The 19,332-nt window shown below is 60.9% G+C and carries 18 protein-coding genes; 5 read left to right on the forward strand and 13 right to left on the reverse strand.

Features of this window, described 5'->3' with window-relative positions; translation table 11 throughout:
• Positions 1–12 precede the first annotated feature (12 nt).
• The 11 genes from E4O98_RS07075 to E4O98_RS07125 form a co-directional block, all read right to left on the reverse strand.
• Positions 13–504 carry a DUF2878 domain-containing protein gene (locus E4O98_RS07075; protein WP_032877998.1) on the reverse strand — a complete coding sequence of 164 codons (492 nt, stop codon included), beginning with the start codon at positions 502–504 and terminating at the stop codon, positions 13–15.
• On the reverse strand, positions 497–1,768 hold the full coding sequence (locus E4O98_RS07080; RefSeq protein WP_032877997.1) for a cyclopropane-fatty-acyl-phospholipid synthase family protein: 1,272 nt from the start codon (positions 1,766–1,768) through the stop codon (positions 497–499). The genes E4O98_RS07075 and E4O98_RS07080 overlap by 8 nt, the downstream gene beginning before the upstream one ends.
• Entirely contained in the window at positions 1,755–2,564 is an 810-nt protein-coding gene (locus tag E4O98_RS07085; RefSeq protein ID WP_148853436.1) for a DUF1365 domain-containing protein, read from the reverse strand. Before E4O98_RS07085 ends, E4O98_RS07080 begins: the two co-directional genes overlap by 14 nt.
• Complete coding sequence (locus E4O98_RS07090; RefSeq protein ID WP_032877995.1) at positions 2,561–3,808, reverse strand: FAD-dependent oxidoreductase; 1,248 nt, start codon at positions 3,806–3,808, stop codon at positions 2,561–2,563. Before E4O98_RS07090 ends, E4O98_RS07085 begins: the two co-directional genes overlap by 4 nt.
• A complete protein-coding gene (locus E4O98_RS07095; RefSeq protein ID WP_032877994.1) occupies positions 3,805–4,587 on the reverse strand; it encodes an SDR family NAD(P)-dependent oxidoreductase in 783 nt (260 codons plus the stop codon). Before E4O98_RS07095 ends, E4O98_RS07090 begins: the two co-directional genes overlap by 4 nt.
• On the reverse strand, positions 4,584–5,006 hold the full coding sequence (locus E4O98_RS07100; protein ID WP_032877993.1) for a nuclear transport factor 2 family protein: 423 nt from the start codon (positions 5,004–5,006) through the stop codon (positions 4,584–4,586). Before E4O98_RS07100 ends, E4O98_RS07095 begins: the two co-directional genes overlap by 4 nt.
• Positions 4,999–6,441, reverse strand: a complete 1,443-nt coding sequence (gene phrB, locus E4O98_RS07105; protein ID WP_248134526.1) for a deoxyribodipyrimidine photo-lyase — start codon at positions 6,439–6,441, stop codon at positions 4,999–5,001. Before phrB ends, E4O98_RS07100 begins: the two co-directional genes overlap by 8 nt.
• Positions 6,442–7,371 (reverse strand): MerR family transcriptional regulator, encoded by a 930-nt coding sequence (locus E4O98_RS07110; RefSeq protein WP_032877991.1) that lies wholly within the window; start codon positions 7,369–7,371, stop codon positions 6,442–6,444. It lies immediately after the preceding gene.
• Between the two features lie 3 nt (positions 7,372–7,374).
• Positions 7,375–8,334, reverse strand: a complete 960-nt coding sequence (locus E4O98_RS07115) for a DUF523 and DUF1722 domain-containing protein (RefSeq protein ID WP_005784633.1) — start codon at positions 8,332–8,334, stop codon at positions 7,375–7,377.
• A 112-nt stretch (positions 8,335–8,446) separates the two neighbouring features.
• On the reverse strand, positions 8,447–8,662 hold the full coding sequence (locus E4O98_RS07120; RefSeq protein WP_005784634.1) for a TIGR02450 family Trp-rich protein: 216 nt from the start codon (positions 8,660–8,662) through the stop codon (positions 8,447–8,449).
• A complete protein-coding gene (locus E4O98_RS07125; RefSeq protein WP_032877989.1) occupies positions 8,659–9,645 on the reverse strand; it encodes an FAD-dependent oxidoreductase in 987 nt (328 codons plus the stop codon). The genes E4O98_RS07120 and E4O98_RS07125 overlap by 4 nt, the downstream gene beginning before the upstream one ends.
• Positions 9,646–9,857: 212 nt before the next feature.
• Here E4O98_RS07125 and E4O98_RS07130 point away from each other — a divergent pair, with 212 nt between their 5' ends.
• Entirely contained in the window at positions 9,858–10,757 is a 900-nt protein-coding gene (locus E4O98_RS07130) for a TIGR01777 family oxidoreductase (protein WP_032877988.1), read from the forward strand.
• A gap of 14 nt (positions 10,758–10,771) precedes the next feature.
• Positions 10,772–11,797, forward strand: a complete 1,026-nt coding sequence (gene hemH / locus E4O98_RS07135) for a ferrochelatase (protein WP_223018952.1) — start codon at positions 10,772–10,774, stop codon at positions 11,795–11,797.
• Positions 11,798–11,924: 127 nt separating this feature from the next.
• Here the strand turns inward: hemH and E4O98_RS07140 are convergent, their stop codons facing one another.
• Both E4O98_RS07140 and algW read right to left on the reverse strand, forming a co-directional pair.
• Positions 11,925–14,018 (reverse strand): TonB-dependent siderophore receptor, encoded by a 2,094-nt coding sequence (locus E4O98_RS07140; RefSeq protein WP_248134528.1) that lies wholly within the window; start codon positions 14,016–14,018, stop codon positions 11,925–11,927.
• Positions 14,019–14,130: 112 nt separating this feature from the next.
• Entirely contained in the window at positions 14,131–15,291 is a 1,161-nt protein-coding gene (gene algW / locus E4O98_RS07145; RefSeq protein WP_005784639.1) for a Do family serine endopeptidase AlgW, read from the reverse strand.
• Between the two features lie 101 nt (positions 15,292–15,392).
• Between algW and E4O98_RS07150 the strand changes: the two genes are divergently transcribed.
• The 3 genes from E4O98_RS07150 (at position 15,393) to cysN (ending at position 19,236) form a co-directional block, all read left to right on the forward strand.
• Positions 15,393–16,151, forward strand: coding sequence for a Nif3-like dinuclear metal center hexameric protein (locus tag E4O98_RS07150; protein ID WP_103734664.1), 759 nt, complete (start codon positions 15,393–15,395; stop codon positions 16,149–16,151).
• Positions 16,152–16,410: 259 nt separating this feature from the next.
• Positions 16,411–17,328: a sulfate adenylyltransferase subunit CysD gene (cysD, locus tag E4O98_RS07155; protein WP_005784641.1), complete on the forward strand. Its 918-nt coding sequence runs from the start codon at positions 16,411–16,413 to the stop codon at positions 17,326–17,328.
• A 9-nt stretch (positions 17,329–17,337) separates the two neighbouring features.
• Positions 17,338–19,236, forward strand: a complete 1,899-nt coding sequence (cysN, locus tag E4O98_RS07160) for a sulfate adenylyltransferase subunit CysN (protein ID WP_078820251.1) — start codon at positions 17,338–17,340, stop codon at positions 19,234–19,236.
• Positions 19,237–19,332: the final 96 nt, after the last annotated feature.

The raw sequence follows: 19,332 nt of genomic DNA on the forward strand, positions 1-19,332 counted from the left end.
CTCGGACAAGCGTCAGTGTTCGAGCTTGCGCGCGAGCCCGTGCAGCAAGGGAAACAGCATGGCCCATAGCAGCGTCAGACCGGTCAGAGTGGCTGCCGTGCCGTAGCCAAAACCCACGCCGGCCAATTGGCTGCCGGCGTAATAAGACAAAGGTCCACCCACTGCGCCCAACAGGCCGGCCAGCCACCAGGGCCGTGCACTCCAGGCCAGGCAATGGCGCAGGGTCGTGGCCAGCAGCGCCCACAGTACGATCAACCAGAATGGAATCAACGGCCCGGGCTCGCTGAAGTGGAAAACGCCCAGGGTGCGCAACAGCGTGTCCAGCAGTGTGCCCGCCAGTGTCACGTTGAGCACGAGCAGGCCGTCATCCGCCGGCGAACTTATCCACAGCAGATGCACGCCCAGTGCCGCCAAACCCACCAGCAGCCATGGGCTGTCGCCGCCGAGTACGCAGGCAAACCAGCCGCATTGGAACAGCGCGGCATTGGCCAGGGTTTTAAGCACTGAAGCGCCCAAGCAATGGCGGGTTGATCGCCGCGGGTTTGGCCAGCAGCAGTTGTGCGGTACCAATGGTGCGTTCCATAAACCCGCCTTCGCAATAGCACAGGTAGAACTCCCACAAACGCAGGAAATATTCGTCGTAGCCCAATTCCATGAGACGGCCATGGGCGCGGCGGAAGTTTTCATGCCACAGGCGCAGGGTACGGGCGTAGTGCAGGCCGAATTCCTCCATGTGCAGCAGGTTCATGTCGGTGTCGCGGCTGACGATGTGCAGCATGTTCTGTACACAGGGCAGGGCGCCACCGGGGAAAATGTAGCGCTGGATGAAGTCGACGCTGCGCTTGGCCTGCTCAAAGCGCTGTTCGCGAATGGTGATGGCTTGCAGCAGCATCAGGCCGTTGGGCTTGAGCAAGTGCGCACATTGTTTGAAATAGGTCGGCAGGAACCGATGGCCCACCGCTTCGATCATCTCGATCGACACCAGCTTGTCATACTCGCCGGTGAGGTCGCGGTAATCGCTGAGCAGCAAGGTCACTTGATCTTGCAGGCCCTGCGTCTGGATGCGTTTTTCGGTGTAGGCGAATTGCTCCTTGGACAGGGTCGTGGTGGTGACCTTGCAGCCGTAATGCTGCGCCGCATACAACGCCATGCTGCCCCAGCCGGTGCCGATTTCCAGCAGATGGTCGCTGGGCTTGAGCGCCAGTTTCTGGCAGATGCGCTCCAGCTTGTTCAGTTGCGCTTGTTCCAGGCTGTCATCGGGTGTCAAAAACTGCCCCGCCGAGTACATCATGGTCGGGTCGAGAAACTCTTCGAACAGGTCGTTGCCCAGGTCGTAATGGGCGGCGATGTTTTTCTGCGAGCCCTTGCGTGTGTTGCGGTTGAGCCAGTGCAGGCCTTGGGTGAACGGGCGGGCCATGCGTGCCAGGCCACCTTCCATGGCGTCGAGTACTTCCAGGTTGCTGACCATCACCCGGACCACGGCGGTGAGGTCGGGACTGGTCCAGTAACCATGGATAAATGCCTCGCCGGCGCCGATCGAACCATTGGCGGCCACCAGGCCCCATACCGCCGAGTCGAGAATCTGAATTTCGCCTAACAGGTGCGCTTCCCGTGCGCCGAACACTTGTCGCTCGCCGTCTTCGATCACCACCAACTGGCCGTGACGCAGTTGGCTGAGCTGGCGCAGCACCGCCTTGCGCAACAGCGCAGCGGTCATGCCATTGACGTTCAGGCGGTTAGCCTTGACCGATAAACTAGGGTGTTTCATGGCGGCGATCCTTGGTGTACCCGACGGCGGTGCGAGAGGCGCCATCGGCGGCCCGGTGGGAAAAAATCGGTGTGCGCTTGAGCAGCAGGCGCAAGGCTTGCCAGTAGATTGCCAGGCAGGTCTTGGCGGTCATCCAGGGGAAACGCCACAAATAGTGATGCAGGCTTGCGCGGCTGAGTGAGTGTTTTTCCAGGCTCAAGGTGGCGTCGAAAACCTTTTGCGTGCCCTGCCAGTCGGCCATGTGCACGCCGAGCCGGGCAGATGGAGGGCTGAAACTCATGCGATATTCCAGGTCGCGCGGTAAGAAGGGCGACACATGGAACCCCTTGGCCACGGCGAAGTGCTGATGCTCATCGGCGTCGAGGGGCTGGGCCGGCAGCACGTAGTGATAGCGCTCGCGCCATGGCGTGTTGGTCACTTCACACAGAATCGCGGCCAACTGCCCGTCGGCCTCGAAGCAGTAGAAGAAACTCACCGGGTTAAACGCCAGGCCCCAACTGCGGGCCTGGGTCAGCAGGCAGATAGCGCCCTGGGGTGTTCGCCCCAGAGCTTTGCCGACTTCGTGGCGCACGGCATCGCTCAAACTCATGCCGTGGCGCGTGAGTTCACGCAGGTAATCCTGCTGGCGAAAGCCGAAAGGCGCCAGGCGACCAGTGCCGGCCAGGGGTGAAAGCCCGAGTACTGCATCCTGTTCGCTGAGGTCCAGATACAGCAGGCCGATGCGGTAGCGAAAAGCGTGGGCCCTGGGCGTAAACCGGCGATGGGCGATCCAGCCGCTATACAGGGCGCTGTTCACAGGCTTTCCCCGAACGCCTGGGCCACGCGCAGGGCACTGACCACGCCGTCTTCGTGGAAGCCGTTGGCCCAGTACGCGCCGCAGTAGAAGGTGTTGCGGGTACCGTGCAATTCTTCCCAGCGTGCTTGAGCGGCCACGGCGGCCAGGCTGTACTGCGGATGGGCGTAGGTGTAGCGCGCGAGGATCTTCAACGGGTTGATCACTTGCGTCTGGTTGAGGCTGACACAAAACGTGGTGTCGCTGTCGATGCCCTGCAGGATGTTCATGTCGTAGGTGACGGCGGCCTGATTCTGCGAGTGGCCGGTCAACCGGTAATTCCAACTGGCCCAGGCCAGCTCGCGGTCAGGCAGCAAGCGCGTGTCGGTGTGCAGCACTACGTCGTTGTCGGCGTAGGGTAGGGCGCCGAGGATCTCTTGTTCGGCCTGGCTCGGGTCGTCAAGCAATGCCAGGGCCTGATCACTGTGGCAGGCCAATACCACCCGGTCGAAGGTTTCGCTGCCGTACGGGCTGTGGATAACCACGCCATTGTCGGTGCGTTGCACTTTATGCACAGGGCAACCGAGGCGCACACGCTCGCGAAAACTGCGGGTCAGCGGTTCGATGTAGCTGCTTGAACCGCCTTCGATCACGCACCATTGCGGCCGGTTGTTGACCGACAACAAGCCGTGGTTCTTGAAGAAGCGCACGAAGAATTGCAGTGGGAAACCGAGCATGTCCGAAAGGGACATTGACCATATCGCAGCCCCCATTGGCACGATGTAGTGGCGGATAAACCTTTGGCCGTAACCGCCGGCTGCGAGGTAGTCACCGAGGGTCATCTCGGCACTGATACGCTGCTCTTGCAGGTCCAAAGGCGCTTGGCGGTTGAAGCGCAGGATATCGCGCAACATGCCCCAGAACCCGGGCGACAGAATATTGCGGCGTTGGGCAAACAAGCTGTTGAGGTTGTTGCCGTTGTACTCGAACCCGCTGCTTTGGTCACACACCGAAAAGCTCATTTCGGTGGGTTTGAACGTCACGCCGATCTGGCCCAGCAACTGGATGAAGTTGGGGTAGGTCCAGTCGTTGAACACAATAAAGCCGGTGTCCACGGCATAGCGTTCGCCCTCTACGGTAACGTGGACTGTGTGCGTGTGCCCGCCGATGCGGTCGCCCGCTTCGAACACGGTGATGTCGTGGCGGCGGCTGAGCAGGTAGGCGCTGGTCAGCCCGGCGATACCGCTGCCGACAATGGCGATCTTCACGGAATGTCCTTTTTCGGTGGCGGGCTGCGCAACATGCGCTTGCCGATGATCAATTGCGCGCGGTTAGGCAACTTCGACAGCGGCCACAGGGTGGCAATGAACATGGCCGGGAAGGCAATTTCCAGCGGGCGTTTCTCCAGTTTCGCAAAGATGTGCCGCGCCGCCTTGTCGGCGGACCAGCTCAGGGGCATCGGGAAGTCATTGCGTTCGGTCAGCGGTGTGTCAACAAAGCCTGGGCTGATCACGGTGACGTCGATGTTTTCCGGTGACAGGCTGATGCGCAGGGACTCGAACAGGTAACGCAGGCCGGCCTTGGATGCGCCATAGGCTTCGGCGCGTGGCATCGGCAGGTAAGTCACCGCGCTGGCCACGCCCACCAGATGCGGGGTACGCCCCGCGCGCAACAGCGGCAGCGCGGCCTCGATGCAATAACTGCTGGCCAACAGATTGGTACGCACCACATGTTCGATGATCGAAGCGTCAAATTGCCGGGCGTCGACATATTCACAGGTGCCGGCATTGAGGATCACCGTGTCCAACTCACCCCAGACCTGGGCGATGTGTTCACCGATCTCGCGCACGGTCTGGCTGTCGGTCAGGTCGCCGGCCACCACCAGCACTTGCCCTGGATAACGATGGGCGAGTGCTTCCAGCGGGCCTTTGGTGCGGGAACTGAGGGCCACATGGGCGCCACTGTTGAGCAGCTCTACGGCCAATGCGGCGCCGATGCCACTGCTGGCGCCGGTCAGCCAATAACGGCGGGGCGATGCAAGGCTCATCCCATTCTCCTTTTCAGCCAACTGATGACGCGGCCGAGAATCGGCACATGTTCATAAAGCAGTGCGCCCGCATCGAAGTAATCGCGATGCCGGTAGACCTTGTCGCGCCACATCAAGTGGGAACAGCCCTCTACCCGGATCATCTTGCCTGCGGCCAGGCGCGGATGACGAAAACTCATGATCCAGCGCAGGTAGCCTTCGCCTTCGGCCGTCTGGTCGATACCCTGAAACTCGAAATCCAGTTGGCTGACGTTGCTGTATAGCTGAGCGAAATAACGCTGCAGTTCGGGCAGCCCATGGACTTCATGCAGCGGGTCGGCAAATACAATGTCATCACTGTACAAACTGCCAAGCAGGTGCAGGTTGTGCTTGTCCAGCGTGGTGAAGGCTTCGGCGAAGCGGCGCAGGAAGTCACTCATGATCAGCCATCTCCTGACGTGAAGGCAGGCGGCGAAAGGCAGCCAATGCGCGTTCCCGAGAGGCTTTGAGGTCGACGATGGCGCAGGGGTAATCCGCCACGCCAAACAAACCGCCAGCCGCTGCCGGGTGATGCACTTCTTTTTTATTCAGCGTGGCCAGTTCCGGCAGCCAGCGCTTGATGAAAATGCCGTCGCCGTCGAATTTCTCCGATTGGCTCAACGGGCTGAAAATCCGGAAGTACGGTGCCGAGTCGGTACCGGTCGATGAGCTCCACTGCCAACCGCCATTATTGGCCGCCAGGTCACCGTCGATCAGGTGGCGCATAAAAAAGCGCTCGCCTTCGCGCCAGTCGATCAGCAGGTTCTTGGTCAGGAACATCGCCACCACCATGCGCAGGCGGTTGTGCATCCAGCCGGTCTCCAGCAATTGGCGCATGGCCGCGTCGATGATCGGCAAACCCGTGCGCGCCTGTTGCCAGGCCGCGAGGTCTTCGGGGGCATTGCGCCAGGCCAGCGCTTCGGTTTCCGGGCGAAAGGCGCGGTGGCGGGACACCCGTGGGTAGCCGACCAGAATGTGTTTATAGAACTCGCGCCATAGCAGCTCGTTGATCCAGGTGATGGCGCCGATGTCGCCGCTCTCGAACTCGCCCTGATTGGTTTGCAGCGCAGCGTGCAAGCACTGGCGCGGCGAAACCACACCGGCGGCGAGGTAGGCCGAAAGCTGGCTGGTACCGGGTTTGGCTGGGAAGTCGCGCTCGTCCTTGTAATAGCTGATCTGCTCGTCGGTGAAGGCGTCGAGGCGGCGGCGCGCCTCGTCTTCACCGGCTGGCCACAGGGCGCGCAAGGTTTCGCTGGGCGACTCGAAACCGTCGACCGTGGTCGGCACCGGATCGCTTTTCACGTCGAGCCTGGCCTGAGCTTTCGGCGTTGCCACCTGGCGCGGCAGGGCGCTGTGCAGGCGGTTGTAGCAAACCTTGCGAAACTGGCTGAACACTTGGAAATAGGTGCCGGTCTTGGTCAGTACGCTACCGGGTTGGAAAAACAGTTGGTCCAGGTAGCTGTGAAACGTGATTCCCTGCGTTTGCAGCGTCTCTGCCACGCCAGCATCACGCTGGCTCTCGTGGATGCCGTATTCCTCGTTGACATGCACAGACTCCACCGACAGTTCCCGGCACAGTTCGCTCAGTGCAGCGGGCGCCTGGTCCCAGGTCGCGGCGTAGCGGATCAATAAAGGGATGTTCAGTTCGCCCAGCGCCTGGCTCAAGTGCTGCAGGTTGCGCAGCCAGAAATCGATTTTGCACGGCGCGTCATCGTGGGCCAGCCACTGCTGAGGAGTGATCAGGTAAATGGCCGCGACGGGGCCACGCTGGCACGCAGCAGCAAGGGCCGTGTTGTCGTGCAGGCGCAAGTCGGTGCGCAGCCAGATCAGATGCATTTAGACGATTCCACGCTGGATCAATAATTGGTGGGCCGACAACGGGTCTTGCGCCATGAACAACTCAGGGATGTCGCGGGTGAGTACGGACAACTCGGCGTTGTGAATGCGCACCGTCGGGCCGGCAATCACTATTGGGCAACTGACGTCGCCCAATAGTTTTGTCAGTGTCGACAAATGGAGGGTCTTGCTCGAATACAACAGCACGGCGCGTGGTTGCAGGTGTTCCACCGCCAGGGCCAGTTCGCCGGCAGGCAGCGGCCAATCGAATACTTCCACCGGGCAGTCGGCGCTGCTCGCCAGCCAGGCGCTGAGCCACAGGTGCGGTTCCAGCGGTAAGTCGGAATGGTTGACCAGCAGCAGCGGCGCGCCGTGGAGTTGGCGATTGTTGTGATAAATCCGCGCGCCGAACTTGCTGCGCAGCCACGACAGGAAAAACGCCCGCTCCATCTGCGCGCCGAACTGGCCCTGCCACCGTTGTTCCAGCTCCTTGAGCAGCGGCAGCATCAATTGCTCGCACAAGGTGCGTGGCGGGTAGAGCGCCATGGCCTGGTTGAAGGCGTCATCGACCCGGCGTTCGGCCAGTTCGCTGATGGCATCCACCAAATGCTGGCGCAGGGCGTGCCACTCGTTTTCCATGGGCGCGGGGCTGGCCTGGGCTGAGTCGATCAAGCCTTTGACCTGACTGACCGGCACGCCTCGATTGAGCCAGGTGAGGATGGCGTGGATGCGTTGTACATGTTCGGCACTGAACAGCCGGTGCCCCTTGGGCGTGCGCTGGGGCACGATTAGGCCGTAGCGGCGCTCCCAGGCGCGCAGGGTCACGGCGTTGACGCCGGTCTGGCGCGCCACTTCGCGGATTGGCAACCAGCCGTTTTCAATGGCCAGGGCAATGTCTTCGCCGGGTTCGTCAAGCAGGGCAGCTTTCATGGGTTATATCGCATTACGCAGGCTGAGGTTTTCCGGGTGCGGTTGCAGGTAGGCCTGCTGCGCGATGTAACGGTCCGGATGTTGGCGAAAGTGATGCTTGAGCAGGGTGAGTGGCACTACCAGCGGCACGATGCCTTGACGGTACTGGCCGATCACGGTTTGCATTTCCTGTTTGTCATCGGCGCTGATGACCTGCTTGAGGTAGCCGCTGATGTGTTGCAGCACATTGCTGTGTGTGCCGCGGGTGGCGCACTTCTTCAGGCCCGTCATCAGCTCGCCGAAGTAGCCGTGGGCCAGAGCCTGGAGATCGACGTCCTTGCCCATGCTGCCGAGCAAATGGCCCAGGCTTTTGTAATGCGCCGGGCTGTGGGCCATCAGCAGGTACTTGTAGCGCGAGTGAAACGTCAGCAAGCCGTGGCGGGTGAGCCCCTCGGCCAGCAGTTGTTGCCAGCTGGCATACACGAATACGCGGGTCAGGAAATTTTCCCGCAACACAGGGTCGTTCAGCCGGCCGTCTTCTTCTACCGGCAGGTTAGGGTGACGCGCACAAAACGCCTGGGCGTAAATGCCGCGGCCGCCACCGTCAACGGGCGTGCCGTTGGCGCGGTACACCTTGACCCGCTCCAGGCCGCACGATGGCGACTTCTGCATGAAGATATAACCGCACAGGTCTGTGTGTGCCTGGGCCATTTGCTGGCCGTAGTCGTGCAGTGGCTGCGTGACGTTGAGTTCACGGTTTACCGTGCCAACGGCTTGCGGCTGCGCAGGGTCGCCTACCAGCCGGATTGGCTCGCGGGGGATGCCCATGCCGATGGCAACTTCCGGGCACAACGGCACGAAGTCGAAGTAGTCGCTGAGTGTCTGGGTGCACAGCAGCGACTGTTTATGCCCACCGTTAAAGCGCACGTTTTCGCCAAGGAGGCAGGCGCTGATGGCGATCTTCGGTTTTGTACTACTCGACATACCCAAAACCTCTGCAATAATCCTGTACAACTTATAAAGTTTGTACAACTACGTCTCATCATAGATTCGATGTTGTACAAGTCAAATAGTTTGTATAGGTTTTTTTGCAGTGTTACTTCCAGCCGATTTTCCAGCACTCGGCGTTTTGCAGGGTCTGCCATGGCAGGCGTTCGGCACGGTGGGTCAGCACCGCTTGCAGCTCGATTTCCAGCACCGTGCCTTCGTCATCACGAAACAACTCGGTGACCAAAAAGTGTTTTTCCTTGTTGCGTGGCTGTGCTGCCGTCCATTTCGACAGCAGCAGCTTGCTGGGGTTGAGGCGGTTCATTGCAGGTGTGCGATCAAGCGTCGTGCCGCTTCCTGACCACTGAGCCAGGCGCCTTCCACCCGGCCCGAAAGGCACCAGTCGCCGCAGACGAACAGGCCCAGGTCGGCATCGGCCAGTACGCCGAACTCATGGCTGCCCGACGGGCGAGCGTAGAGCCAGCGGTGTGCCAGGCTGAATGACGGCGCGGGCATGGCGCTGTGCAGCAGTTCGGCGAAGGCGCCGTGCAAGTGCTCGATTACCGCTTCCTTGGGCAGGTCCAGGTGCGCCTTGCTCCAGGCGCTGGTGGCGTGCAGCACCCAGGTGTCGAGGGTGGTGTCGCGCCCGGGTTTGCTGCGGTTGCGCGCCAGCCAGTCAAGGGGGCTGTCTTGCACGAAGCAGCCCTCCATCGGTGTATCCAGGGGCTTGTCGAAGGCCAGCGCAATGGCCCAGGTCGGGTCCATTTTCACCCCGGCGGCGGCACTTGCCAGCTTGGGGGCAGCGGCCAGCAGGGCAGTGGCCTGAGGGGCCGGTGTGGCGATGATCACATGGCTGAAGGGGCCGTGACTCTCACCGTCGGCGTCGAGCAGGTTCCAGTGCTGTGTGCCCTGGAACACCTCGGTGATGCGGCAACCGAACTCCACCGGCAGGTCATCGAGCAGTGCGCGGGTGATCGCGCTCATGCGCGGTGTACCGACCCAGCGGATCTGTTCATCGGGGGAAGGCGTCAGTTGGCCGGACTTGAAGTTGTACAGCTGGGGCTTCCACTGTTCGGCCCAGCCATTGCTTTGCCAGCGCTGCACTTCGTTGACGAAGCGCCGGTCGCGGGCGGTGAAGTATTGCGCGCCCATGTCCAGCGCGCCGGCATCGCTGCGCTTGCTGGACATGCGGCCACCGCTGCCGCGGCTTTTATCGAAGAGTTGTACGGTGTGGCCCGCGTCTTTCAACGCTCGGGCGGCGGAGAGACCGGCTATGCCGGTGCCGATGATCGCGATGGGGACAGTCATGGGAGGCCTCGTTTTACCGTTGGGTACAGACTACGCCGACACCAATAGCTGTACAATATTGTTTTTTGGTATAAGTTTTGGCGTGCCTGATTGTGTGGCGTGACCTATGGTTAAGCTCAGGCTTGAACGCGCGTCACGCTCGATTATCAAATTGATCCCTGCTTATAAAATAGACCAGTGAGCGGCGGCGAACGTTACATGAGGAGAGTCCCATGCATATTTTGCTGACCGGCGGTACCGGCCTGATTGGCCGTCAACTTTGCCAACACTGGCTCGCCCAGGGTCATCGCCTGACGGTGTGGAGCCGGCAACCGGAAACGGTCGCCAGGGTCTGCGGCGCACAGGTGCTTGGGGTGGCTCGCCTGCAAGAGGTGATTGGCGCGGTGGACGCGGTGGTCAACCTTGCGGGTGCACCCATCGCTGACCGGCCCTGGACCCACAAGCGCAAGGCATTGCTGTGGAGCAGCCGCATCAACCTCACCGAAACCCTGCTGGCCTGGATCGACAGCCTGGAGCAGAAACCGGCGGTACTGATCTCCGGCTCCGCAGTGGGCTGGTATGGCGACGGCGGCGAGCGCGAATTGACCGAAGCCAGCGGGCCAGTGCTGGACGATTTCCCCAGCCAGTTGTGTATTGCCTGGGAAGAAACCGCCCAACGTGCCGAAGCCCTGGGCGTTCGCGTGGTGCTGGTGCGCACCGGCCTGGTGCTGTCGGCGCAGGGCGGCTTTTTGTCGCGCCTGTTGCTGCCCTTCAAACTGGCGCTGGGCGGGCCGATCGGTAACGGTCGGCAGTGGATGCCATGGGTGCATATCAAGGATCAAATCGCCCTGATTGATTTTCTTCTGCACAAGACTGACGCCAGCGGTCCTTATAATGCCTGCGCGCCACACCCGGTGCGTAATCGCGAGTTTGCCAAGACCCTCGGCCAGGTGTTGCACCGCCCGGCGTTCATGCCGATGCCGGCGTTTGCACTGAAGGTTGGCCTGGGCGAATTGTCTGGTTTGTTGCTGGGCGGGCAGAAGGCCTTGCCTGAACGGCTGCTGGCGGCGGGTTTCACTTTCCAGTTCACTGAGTTGCGTGCGGCTCTGGACGACCTGTCCAGCCGCCTCTAAAGATAGGATGTTGCATGACCGATCACGCGTTGTTACTGGTCAACCTGGGTTCGCCAAAGTCCACTTCGGTGGCTGATGTGCGCAGCTACCTCAATCAGTTCCTGATGGACCCTTATGTGATCGACCTGCCATGGCCGGTGCGGCGTTTGCTGGTGTCGCTGATCCTGATCAAGCGCCCTGAGCAGTCTGCCCATGCTTATGCGTCGATCTGGTGGGATGAGGGCTCGCCGTTGGTGGTCTTGAGCCGTCGTCTGCAACAGCAGATGACTGCGCAGTGGACCCACGGCCCTGTGGAACTGGCAATGCGTTATGGCGAGCCGTCGCTGGAAACCGCCCTGACACGGCTGGCCGCCCAGGGTATCGGCAAGGTGACACTGGCGCCGCTGTATCCGCAATTTGCCGACAGCACCGTGACCACGGTGATAGAAGAAGCCAGGCGCGTGGTGCGCGACAAGAAACTCGCTATCCAGTTTTCGATCCTGCAGCCTTTTTACGACCAGCCCGAGTACCTCGATGCTCTGGTAACCAGCGCACGCACTTACCTGGAGCAGGATTTCGATCACTTGCTGCTCAGTTTCCATGGTCTGCCCGAGCGCCATCTGAAAAAGCTCGACCCTACCGGCGGGCATTGCTTCAAGGATGCCGACTGCTGCAAGAACGCATCGCCAGAGGTGCTCGCCACCTGCTATCGCGCCCAATGCTTCAGCGTCGCCCGGGATTTTGCCGCGCGTGCCGGTTTGCCCGATGGCAAGTGGTCGGTGGCGTTTCAATCGCGCCTTGGCCGGGCCAAGTGGATCGAGCCCTACACCGAGGCCCGCCTGGACGCGCTGGCCCAGCAGGGCGTGAAGAAGCTGCTGGTGATGTGCCCGGCGTTTGTCGCCGACTGCATCGAGACCCTGGAAGAAATTGGTGATCGCGGGCGGGAGCAGTTCCGCGAGGCGGGGGGCGAGGAGTTGGTGTTGGTGCCGTGCTTGAATGATGACCCGCAATGGGCGGCGGCGCTCAATACCCTGTGCGAACGAGCGCCCGTTGCCTTGTAGTCAAGCCTTGCGGTGACTCAAATGTGGGAGGGGGCTTGCTCCCGATGGCGGTGGATCAGTGACAGATATACTGCCTGATACTCTGCTATCGGGAGCAAGCCCCCTCCCACATTCAGTTCCATGCTCGTCAGAGATTGAGGGTCAGGCTGACGGTGAGGTTGCGCGGTTCACCGGGGTTGGTCCAATAGCGGCTGTAGGAGCGCTCGTAGTACTTCTCATCGAACAGGTTATTCAGGTTCAGCCCCACGGTGACATTCTTCGTGGCCTTGTAGTGGGCCAGTAAATCCACGGTGTGGTAGGCCGGCAGTTCGAAGCCTGTGCCCGCCTCGCCGGAACGGTCACCCACATAAGTAAACGCCGCCCCCAGGTCTGAACCGCGCAACGCCCCATCCTGGAATTCATAAACGCCCAACAGACTGCCGCTGCGCTTGGCGACCCCGAGAATGCGACTGCCCGTGGGGATGGCTTTGTCGCCCTTGGTCACTTCGGCGTCGATATAGGCCAGTGCGCCAATCACGCGTATGGCGTCGGTCACTTGCCCGGTCACCTGCAGGTCAAACCCCTGGCTGCGCGCCTTGCCAATGGCGCGGTCGGTGTTGGTCGCCGGGTCCAGGGTGAGGACGTTTTCCTTTTCGATATGGAAGGCCGCGAGCGTCGCGCTGAGGCGCTCGTCAAACATCTCGCTCTTGATACCCACCTCATAGCCCACGCCTTCTTCTGGCTTGAAGGATTTGCCGCCGGCATCCAGGCCGCTGTTCGGCTTGAACGAGGTGGATGCGTTGGCAAATACCCCGACTTGCGGTGTCAGCTGATAGAGCAGGCCGGCGCGTTGGGTCAGGGCGTCGTGGGTCTGGCGGCTTTTGGCGTGGTTGCGGGCGAAGTTCTCGGTGCTCTGTTCGAAGTGCTCGAAGCGCGCACCGATCATGCCTCGCAGGCGGTCGGTGAAGATGATCTGGTCTTGCAGGTTCAGGGCGTGGCTTTTGGTCTGTTCGAAGAAGTCGGTGCCGGAGCGTGCGCCATTGGGTTTGGCCTGGCCATAGACCGGTTTATAGATGTCGATAGGGTAGTCACCGCCAATCGCCGTCACACGCTCCTTTTTGCGGTAGTCCTCGTATTCGGTGCCGATCAGCAGTTCATGCTGCCAGCTGCCGATATCGAACAGCCCGCGCAGTTCCAGCTGGGTGATGCTGTCATGCCAACCGGTCGAGCGTTCACGGTAGCGACGGTTGACGGTGTGACCATCCCCATTCAGCGCACGGCTTTCCGACGCATCGCCCCACAGGCTGCCCTGCTTGTAGTGGCTGGCCAGGCGCAGCTTCCAGGCGTCGTTGAGGTGGTGTTCCAACGCGGCCTGGATGCGGTTGTTGTGGTTGCGAATATTGCCGTCGTTGGGCTCGCCCAGAAAGGTGGAATGGGACATGCCAGTATCGGCGACGATGCCCCGGTCGAAGGTGGAGCTGTGGCGCACGAATTCGCTTTCGACCAGCAACTGAGTGTCCGGGGTCAACTGCCAACTGAACGACGGCGCGACGAACACTCGTTTAGCGTCCACGTGATCGCGGAAACTGTGCTTGTCTTCAACCGCCAGATTCACCCGTGACAAGACGCGCCCCTCGCTGTCCAGCGGCGTATTCACATCCAGCGCAGTGCGGTAGCGGTCCCAACTACCAGCACTGGTTTGCAAGGTGGTGAACGCTTCGGGCTGGGGTTTCTTGGTGACGATGTTCACCGTGCCGCCAGGATCGCCACGCCCATATAAGCTGGCGGCGGGGCCTTTGAGAACTTCAATGCGTTCGATATTTGCCGCGTCCGGCGTACTGGGGTAACCGCGGTTGGCGCTGAAACCGTCCTGGTAGAACTCAGACGTGGTGAAGCCGCGCACGCTGTATTCGTAGAGGGTCAGGCCACCGAAGTTGTTTTGCTTGGATACGCCGCCGGCAAATTCCAGGGCGCGCTCCACGCTGGTACTGCCCAGGTCCTTGAGCACCGTGGCGGGGATCACGCTGATCGATTGCGGTATGTCGCGAAGGGCGGTATCCGTTTTGGTGGCACTGGCAGAGCGGGTGGCGCGATAGCCTTGGACCGGGCCTGTGGCGGACTCATACGCCTCGGAGGTTACGCTGATGGTGTCCAGTTCCAGGGTGTTTTCTTCGGCGTAGGCATGGTCGAGCAGCAAACCCAAGGCCAGGCCGGCCAAGGGCACAAACTTTCGAGACGGCATGATAGAGCGTTCCAATAGCGATATTGAAACAATATAACATGCCTAATGAGAATGAATCGCTAAGAAATGTCGCCCTACAAGCGCCCGCGAACGGGCGCTAGGGTCGCGACGGTTATTGCTCTTCTTTTATCGGTGCGGTCGCCGGTGGCGGACGCAGGCCGATTTCCGCCGAGAGCTTGATCTCCTTGCCGTTACGCATGACCAGGATCGCCACCTTGTCGGTCGGTTTGATTCGCGCCACCTGGTTCATCGACTTGCGGCCATCACCGGCCGGTGCACCGTCGATGCTGAGGATTACATCGCCCAACTCCAGGCCGGCTTTCTGCGCCGGGCCATCGCGGAAGATCCCGGCGACCACGATGCCTGGGCGTCCGGTCAGGCCAAACGACTCGGCCAGTTCCTTGGTCAAGGGTTGCACTTCAATGCCCAGCCAGCCGCGAATGACCTGGCCGTGTTCGATGATCGACTTCATCACTTCCATCGCCAGCTTCACCGGGATCGCAAAACCGATGCCTTGGGAGCCGCCGGACTTGGAGAAAATCGCTGTGTTGATGCCGGTCAGGTTGCCATTGGCATCCACCAGCGCACCGCCGGAATTGCCCGGGTTGATGGCTGCGTCGGTCTGGATGAAATCTTCGTAGCTATTAAGGCCCAACTGGTTGCGCCCGGTGGCGCTGATGATGCCCATGGTGACTGTCTGGCCCACGCCGAACGGGTTGCCGATAGCCAGTGCTACGTCACCCACGCGCAACCCGTCGGAGCGACCGAGGGTGATCGATGGCAGGTTCTTCAAATCGATTTTCAGTACTGCGAGGTCGGTTTCCGGGTCGCTGCCCACCACACGGGCCAGGGTTTCGCGGCCATCACGCAGGGCGACCACGATCTGGTCGGCGCCGGTAGTCACGTGATTATTGGTGAGGATGTAGCCTTCGGGGCTCATGATTACCCCGGAACCCAGGCTCGACTCCATGCGGCGCTGCTTGGGGCCGTTGTCACCGAAATAGCGGCGAAACTGCGGGTCCTCGAACAGCGGGTGCGCCGGTTTGTTGATGACCTTGGTGGTGTACAGGTTGACCACCGCAGGGGCCGCAATGGTGACCGCGTCGGCATAGGTGACCGGGCCCTGCACCACCGTGTTGGTTTGCGGTGCTTGTTGCAGGTTCACATCCAGGGTAGGCAGGCCCACCCATTGGGGATAACGCTGAATAATCAGCATCGCGATCAGCACGCCAGCCAACAATGGCCATCCAAAAAAACGCAGTGCCTTGAGCATCAAGTAAGTCCTGACAGGTTGCAGGGGGCGGGCGAGCGCCCATAATGTCGCGCATTATACGAGGCTGCGATGCCTGCGAACCGGATATTTAGGAGTCTTTTATGGCCGTCCCTCTTACCACCCTCGTTGAGGAAGCCGACCGCTACCTTGGCAGTGCCAAAATTGCCGATTATTGCCCCAATGGCTTGCAGGTCGAGGGCCGCCCGCAGGTGATGCGCATCGTCAGCGGTGTGACCGCAAGCCAGGCGCTGCTGGACGCCGCCGTCGAAGCCGGGGCCGATCTGGTGCTGGTGCATCATGGTTATTTCTGGAAGGGCGAGAGCCCGTGTATCACCGGCATGAAGCAGCGCCGCCTGAGAACCCTGCTCAAGCACGACATCAGCCTATTGGCCTATCACCTGCCATTGGACCTTCACCCTGAGGTGGGCAATAACGTGCAACTGGCCAAGCAACTGGACATCACCGTCGAAGGCCCGTTGGACCCGAGCAACCCCAAGGTGGTCGGCCTGGTGGGGTCGCTGGCCGAACCCTTGTCACCGCGTGATTTCGCCCGCCGTGTGCAGGATGCAATGGGGCGCGAACCGCTACTGATCGAAGGCAGCCAGATGATCCGTCGCGTCGGCTGGTGCACCGGAGGTGGCCAGGGCTATATCGACGAGGCGATTGCCGCCGGGGTCGACCTGTACCTGAGCGGCGAGGCATCCGAGCAGACCTTCCACAGCGCCCGTGAAAACGACGTCAGCTTCATTGCTGCTGGTCATCACGCCACCGAGCGCTATGGGGTGCAGGCGTTGGGCGATTATCTGGCGCGACGCTTTGCCCTGGAGCATCTATTTATCGACTGCCCGAACCCGATCTGAGCCTTAGAGCGCGACTGAATGTGGGAGGGGGCTTGCTCCCGATGGCGATGGATCATTGAAATATGTACTAACTGACACACTGCTATCGGGAGCAAGCCCCCTCCCACACTTGAGTCTATTTGCGGCCAAACTGGCCGGTATATTCATATACCGTTTCGATCTAGATGGCGCCCTGAATAGAAGAAGGTGCTGTGCTAGCATGCCCCGCTCGAACACGGCCCGCCTGGCCGTCCATAAGATCGTTTTTCCGTGAGTAACCATGGTCGACAAACTGACGCATCTGAAACAGCTGGAGGCGGAAAGCATCCACATCATCCGCGAGGTCGCCGCCGAGTTCGACAACCCGGTGATGCTCTACTCGATCGGTAAAGACTCCGCCGTGATGTTGCACCTGGCACGCAAGGCTTTCTTCCCGGGCAAGCTGCCGTTCCCAGTGATGCACGTCGACACGCGCTGGAAATTCCAGGAAATGTACAAGTTCCGCGACAAAATGGTCGAAGAGCTTGGCCTGGACCTGATCACTCACGTCAACCCGGATGGCGTGGCGCAGGGTATCAACCCCTTCACCCACGGCAGCGCCAAGCACACCGATATCATGAAGACCGAGGGCCTCAAGCAAGCCCTGGACAAGCATGGTTTCGATGCAGCGTTCGGCGGCGCCCGTCGCGATGAAGAGAAGTCCCGTGCCAAAGAGCGCGTGTACTCGTTCCGCGACAGCAAGCACCGCTGGGACCCGAAGAACCAACGTCCGGAGCTGTGGAACGTTTACAACGGCAACGTCAACAAGGGCGAGTCGATCCGCGTGTTCCCGTTGTCCAACTGGACCGAGTTGGATATCTGGCAGTACATCTACCTGGAAGGTATCCCGATCGTGCCGCTGTACTTCGCCGCCGAGCGCGAAGTGATCGAGAAGAACGGCACGTTGATCATGATCGACGACGACCGCATCCTCGAACACCTGTCCGACGAAGACAAAGCCCGCATCGTCAAAAAGAAAGTCCGTTTCCGTACCCTTGGCTGCTACCCGTTGACGGGCGCGGTGGAGTCCGAAGCCGAGACGCTGACGGACATCATTCAGGAAATGCTCCTGACGCGAACTTCCGAGCGCCAGGGCCGGGTCATCGACCACGATGGCGCAGGCTCCATGGAAGATAAAAAACGTCAAGGCTATTTCTAAGGGGCTGTCATGTCGCATCAATCTGATTTGATCAGCGAGGACATCCTCGCCTACCTGGGCCAGCACGAGCGCAAAGAGATGTTGCGCTTCCTGACCTGCGGCAACGTCGACGACGGCAAGAGCACCCTGATCGGGCGCCTGCTGCACGACTCCAAGATGATCTACGAAGATCACCTGGAAGCCATCACCCGCGATTCGAAGAAGTCCGGCACCACCGGCGATGACATCGACCTGGCCTTGCTGGTCGACGGCCTGCAGGCCGAGCGTGAGCAGGGCATCACCATCGATGTTGCCTACCGCTACTTCTCCACCGCCAAGCGCAAGTTCATCATCGCCGACACCCCCGGCCATGAGCAGTACACCCGCAACATGGCCACCGGTGCGTCCACCTGTGACCTGGCGATTATCCTGATCGACGCCCGCTATGGCGTGCAGACCCAGACCCGTCGCCACAGCTTTATCGCCTCGTTGCTGGGCATCAAGCACATCGTGGTGGCCGTCAACAAGATGGACATCAACGGCTTTGACCAAAGCGTATTCGAGTCGATCAAGGCCGATTACCTGAAGTTCGCGGAAGGCATCGCGTTCAAGCCAAGTACCCTGGCCTTCGTGCCGATGTCGGCGCTCAAGGGCGACAACGTGGTGAACAAGAGCGAGCGTTCGCCCTGGTACACCGGCCAGTCGCTGATGGAGATCCTCGAGACCGTCGAGATCGCCAACGACCGCAACTACACCGACCTGCGTTTCCCGGTGCAGTACGTCAACCGCCCGAACCTGAACTTCCGTGGTTTTGCCGGCACTCTTGCCAGCGGCATCGTGCACAAAGGCGACGAAGTCGTGGTGCTGCCGTCACGCAAACGCAGCCGGGTCAAATCCATCGTCACCTTCGAAGGTGAGCTGGAGCACGCCGGCCCAGGCCAGGCCGTAACCCTGACCATGGAAGACGAGATCGATATCTCCCGTGGCGACCTATTGGTGCATGCCGACAATGTGCCGCAAGTGACCGATGCGTTCGACGCCATGCTCGTGTGGATGGCTGAAGAACCGATGCTGCCGGGCAAGAAATACGACATCAAGCGCGCTACCAGCTACGTGCCGGGCTCTATCACCAGCATCGTGCATCGCGTGGACGTGAACACCCTGGCCGAAGGTCCGGCGAGTTCGCTGCAGCTCAACGAAATTGGCCGGGTCAAGGTCAGCCTTGATGCCGCCATTGCGTTGGATGGCTATGACAGCAATCGCACCACCGGTGCCTTTATCGTCATCGACCGCCTGACCAATGGCACCGTGGCCGCGGGCATGATCATCGCGCCACCGACCAGCCAGGGCGGTGCAGCGCAGCACGACAAATTGGCACACGTGGCCACTGAAGAGCGTGCCCTGCGTTTCGGCCAGCAACCGGCCACCGTGTTGTTCAGCGGCTTGTCGGGTGCCGGCAAGAGCACGTTGGCCTATGCGGTTGAGCGCAAGCTGTTCGACATGGGGCGTGCGGTGTTCGTGCTGGACGGCCAGAACCTGCGGCATGACCTGAACAAAGGCTTGCCTCAGGACCGTGCCGGGCGTACCGAGAACTGGCGCCGTGCGGCTCACGTGGCGCGTCAGTTCAACGAAGCCGGTTTGCTGACCCTTGCGGCTTTTGTCGCGCCGGATGCCGAAGGCCGTGAACAGGCCAAGGCGCTGATTGGCAGTGATCGCCTGTTGACCGTCTATGTGCAGGCGTCGCCGCTGGTATGTGCCGAGCGTGATCCGCAAGGTTTGTACGCGGCCGGTGGGGATAATATCCCTGGCGAGTCCTTCCCGTACGACGTGCCGTTGAATGCCGACCTGGTGATCGATACCCAGGCCTTGTCGCTGGAAGACAGCGTCAAGCAAGTGCTGGAGTTGTTGCGTCAGCGCGGCGCGATCTAGGCTTTATTGCCGCACAAAAAAGCCCGCCACCGAGTGATCGGTGGCGGGCTTTTTACACATTCTCAAATGTGGACTCGGTCAATGTGGGAGCTGGCT

Origin of the sequence: Pseudomonas sp. W2Jun17 (genome assembly GCF_023127795.1) — a bacterium.
Taxonomy (GTDB): Bacteria; Pseudomonadota; Gammaproteobacteria; order Pseudomonadales; family Pseudomonadaceae; genus Aquipseudomonas; species Aquipseudomonas synxantha_A.